Genomic DNA, 3593 nt, shown 5'->3' with positions numbered 1-3593 from the left:
TTTTCGATCGCTTCATAGTCATGACCGTCAATATCGATCACATGCCAGCCAAACGCTTCAAACTTCTTATCGATCGGCGTTGGATTCATGACTTTCGTGATATCACCGTCGATCTGCAGACCGTTGAAATCAACGATTGCGCACAGATTATCCAACTGATAATGAGCCGCTGCCATCGCTGCTTCCCATACTTGTCCTTCTTCACATTCACCATCACCCAATAATGTATAGATGCGGTGATCATTCTTCTGCACCTTGTTGGCCAATGCCATACCTACCGCACAGCTGATACCCTGACCCAATGAACCGGTTGACATATCGACCCCGGTTACATAATTCATATTCGGATGTCCCTGCAGTTTAGAATCGATCTTTCTGAATGTTTTTAACGCTGCTTCATCAAGGATTCCCTTTTCTGCCAACACCGCATACAGTAACGGTGACGCGTGTCCCTTTGACAACACAAAACGGTCACGATCCTTACTTCCCGCATTTTCTTTTGTGAGATCCATTTCATTAAAATACAGCACCGTCAGAATATCAGCTGCTGACAGACTTCCGCCCGGATGTCCGCTGGCTGCCTCTGTTACCATTTTTACGATATTCTTTCGGATGTTTCTTGCATGCTCTTGATAGTTCATCATATCTCTCCTATTTAAAAACTGTATCCAGATGTTTTCTTAAGAAGGTACTGGCATCCTTTAAATCTTGCTGCCAAGACTCTGAACCAATATACCAGAATTCACCGACAAACATCCGCACACCAAGTTCCTTCAACACTTCAATATTCTCTACATATTTCGTATGACCTGTACCGAAAGGTATCTCACGGTAAGCCCCCGGCACTGTTTCCTTTAAATGCGCTGCCACGATATGACCTTGACCCGTCAATAAATCATCATTCACCGACTTGCCATAAAGCAGAGAAGCATTTGTTAAATTACCAATATCAGGATAAACACCCAAGTAAGGACTGTCCATCAGGTTTACATATTCCATAGCTTTCTCAACCGTATCCATGAACGGTGTTTCCATCGTCTCAAAGCCCATTAAAATACCCTTTGCAGCTGCCATTTCACATGCCTTATGCAGATTTTCAATGAAATTAGCCTTGGTTTGCGCATCACCCTGATCATAATACACATCATAACCCGCCAGCTGAATAATACGAATACCCAGATTAGCCGCCAAATCGATGGCTTTTTCCATAATTTCCAGACTGCGCTGCCGTGTCTTTTCATCCTTTGTTCCTAACGGATACTTGCGATGACCGCTCAGACACATTGTATTCATTTTCACACCGGTCTTTTCCATGGCATGACGAACCTCATTGCGCTGTGCTTCACTCCAGTCAAGACGAGCCAGCTTCTCATCAGTTTCATCAATGCTGATTTCCAGCCAGTCGAAGCCGCTCAGCTTTGTCAGCTCAAGCTTTTCTTCCCAAGACAATGTCTTAGGCATCGACTTTTCATACAGTCCCAGCTGATAAGCCTTCATACTATTTACCCTGACCGTAATAGGCATTCGGTCCATGCTTCCTTAAAAAATGCTTATCCAATAAAGTATCCTGCATCGGTTCAAGACTGCCTCTGATAATCTTCGTATTCAGTGCCATACATGCCAGTTCCTCGAGCACAACCGCATTATGCACCGCATTATGAGCATCAGTTCCCCAAGTAAATGGGCCGTGTGAATTTACCAGTACCGCCGGCATATAGTCAGGATTAATACCTCTTTCATTAAATGTCTCAACGATAACTTTACCGGTTTCAAGCTCATAAGCGCCCTTAATCTCTTCATCACTCATCCGGCGTGTACAAGGAATTGGACCATAGAAATAATCGCCATGCGTAGTTCCTAATGCCGGAATATCTTCACCGGCCTGTGCCCATGAAGTTGCATAACGGCTGTGGGTATGCACTACACCGCCGATATTTGGGAAATTCTTGTAGAATTCAAGGTGAGTCATTAGATCTGAAGATGGTTTTAATGTGCCTTCGACTACTTTACCATCCAAATCACAAACAACCATATCCTCAACCTTCATGCTGTCATATTCAACGCCGCTCGGCTTGATAATTACCAAACCGGACTCACGGTCAATCGCTGAAACATTCCCCCATGTGAATGTAATTAAACCATATTTAGGCAGCAATAAATTCGCTTCAAAAACCTCTTGTTTTAATTTTTCAAGCATAGCATCCTCCTAGTCAGTTACGACATATACAGCCGCTTCATTCATCGTATGATTTGCCGCTACGATGATATCGCGGTCTGCCTCATTCACAACAGCCAGATTAGCTGGGCCTACACCTTTTTCAATCACAGTAGTCTGATATTTTCCATCAACAAACTGCACATAGAAAATCTCCGCATCCTTTCTTCTGACACCCGCCAGGAAAGTATTTACACCACGCAGCTTGCAGCCAACTAATGTATGCGCGAATTCAATTTCATTATCATAGCGATAGACTTCCTGATACTTGTCGTCAATCTTTTTATAAATTTTGATTTCAGTGCCATGGAATGGTTCAATCGTCATGATTTCCTTTTCACCGTCATTATCAATATCAATGGTTGCAATTTCACCAATCGTACCCTGCATGATCAGCTCTACACTCCATTGTCCGCCTAATTTAGCCGGCGGTGTAACCTTAACGATGCCTTGATCGGAACCAAAATAACCAACATCCTCACCATTATCCTGATCATGCCAGTAGCCATGATTGCGGTAAAGACCATCCGCAAGAACTTCCACTGAAATTCCCTCATTCAAATCTTCAGGCAATTGGCCTACATAAATGCGTCCAGGCACTGACCAGTCATCCTTGCAAGTCTTACTCGTTGCAATCGTAGCACCGATAAAATAATTGACCCCATTTTTATGATAAATATCAAAACGATGGATATAAGGCATATGCAGAACATCCTTAATCTCAAAACCATGATCTGTATATTTACCCCATACAATCTTAGAAAGACTTGGTGAAACTTTCAGATAGAATTCCTGAACAGCCAGAAATTCACCTTCTTTACCGGGAATTGGAATTATCGACATACAGCCGCCCGGTGTTTCCCAAATTTTTTCTTTCTTCTCAAAATTTCTGCCGCTGAACATTTCACACAGCACATTTGGATCTTCACTGGCAAACATCACATGATTTTCACCATTCATGTTGATATTGCTTGCGCAGTAACAGCGTTTAATATCATCGAGCTTAATTTTTTCAATTTTCATTGTTTTACCCTCTTTAATTCTCTAAGTATTTCTTATCGATAGCCAGAAGATCTTCCTTGCTCTTGGCTTCCAGCAGCTCTTCGACTAATTCCTCATTCATTAACATTTCACTTAACCGCATCATGTTCTCCAAATGCTTCTCATGATCCGCACTCGCTAATACGAAGAACAACCGCGCGTCCTTCTCTGGATCCTCAGGATCAAAATGTACCGGCTCCTCCACTTTCATGAAGCAGATCGCTGTCTCATTGACGCCTTCAGCGCCTTCCGTACTGTGCGGCATCGCGATGTTTGGCGCGATGATGATATACGGTCCGTATTTCTTTACACAATTGATGACCGCTTCTACATACAC

The 3593-nt window shown here is 43.0% G+C and carries 5 protein-coding genes; all 5 read right to left on the bottom strand.

Features of this window, described 5'->3' with window-relative positions:
* On the bottom strand, window positions 1-644 hold a 644-nt coding region (locus DWZ33_RS17845; protein WP_420841424.1), incomplete at its 3' end, for a transketolase.
* A 7-nt stretch (window positions 645-651) separates the two neighbouring features.
* Window positions 652-1524 carry an L-ribulose-5-phosphate 3-epimerase gene (locus DWZ33_RS17840; protein WP_244925892.1) on the bottom strand — a complete coding sequence of 291 codons (873 nt, stop codon included), beginning with the start codon at window positions 1522-1524 and terminating at the stop codon, window positions 652-654.
* A complete protein-coding gene (gene araD, locus DWZ33_RS17835) occupies window positions 1499-2197 on the bottom strand; it encodes an L-ribulose-5-phosphate 4-epimerase (protein ID WP_022938522.1) in 699 nt (232 codons plus the stop codon). The genes DWZ33_RS17840 and araD overlap by 26 nt, the downstream gene beginning before the upstream one ends.
* 9 nt (window positions 2198-2206) lie before the next feature.
* The gene (locus tag DWZ33_RS17830; RefSeq protein ID WP_118456350.1) at window positions 2207-3238 is read right to left on the bottom strand and encodes a hypothetical protein; all 1032 of its coding nucleotides are present in this window, start codon (window positions 3236-3238) and stop codon (window positions 2207-2209) included.
* A gap of 13 nt (window positions 3239-3251) precedes the next feature.
* The coding region (locus DWZ33_RS17825) for a PTS sugar transporter subunit IIA (protein WP_118456348.1) at window positions 3252-3593 on the bottom strand (342 nt) is incomplete at its 5' end.

Origin of the sequence: Dielma fastidiosa, assembly GCF_003475485.1 — a bacterium.
Classification (GTDB): domain Bacteria; phylum Bacillota_I; class Bacilli_A; order Erysipelotrichales; family Erysipelotrichaceae; genus Dielma; species Dielma fastidiosa.
Note: the sequence above shows the minus strand (reverse complement) of the source record. Positions and strands in the feature narration are given on the sequence as shown.

Bases quoted from the DNA above. Each gene is read 5' to 3' on its own strand.
- DWZ33_RS17840 (WP_244925892.1), bottom strand. From the start codon at position 1,524: ATGCCTATTACGGTCAGGGTAAATAGTATGAAGGCTTATCAGCTGGGA.
- DWZ33_RS17830 (WP_118456350.1), bottom strand. From the start codon at position 3,238: ATGAAAATTGAAAAAATTAAGCTCGATGATATTAAACGCTGTTACTGC.
- araD (WP_022938522.1), bottom strand. From the start codon at position 2,197: ATGCTTGAAAAATTAAAACAAGAGGTTTTTGAAGCGAATTTATTGCTG.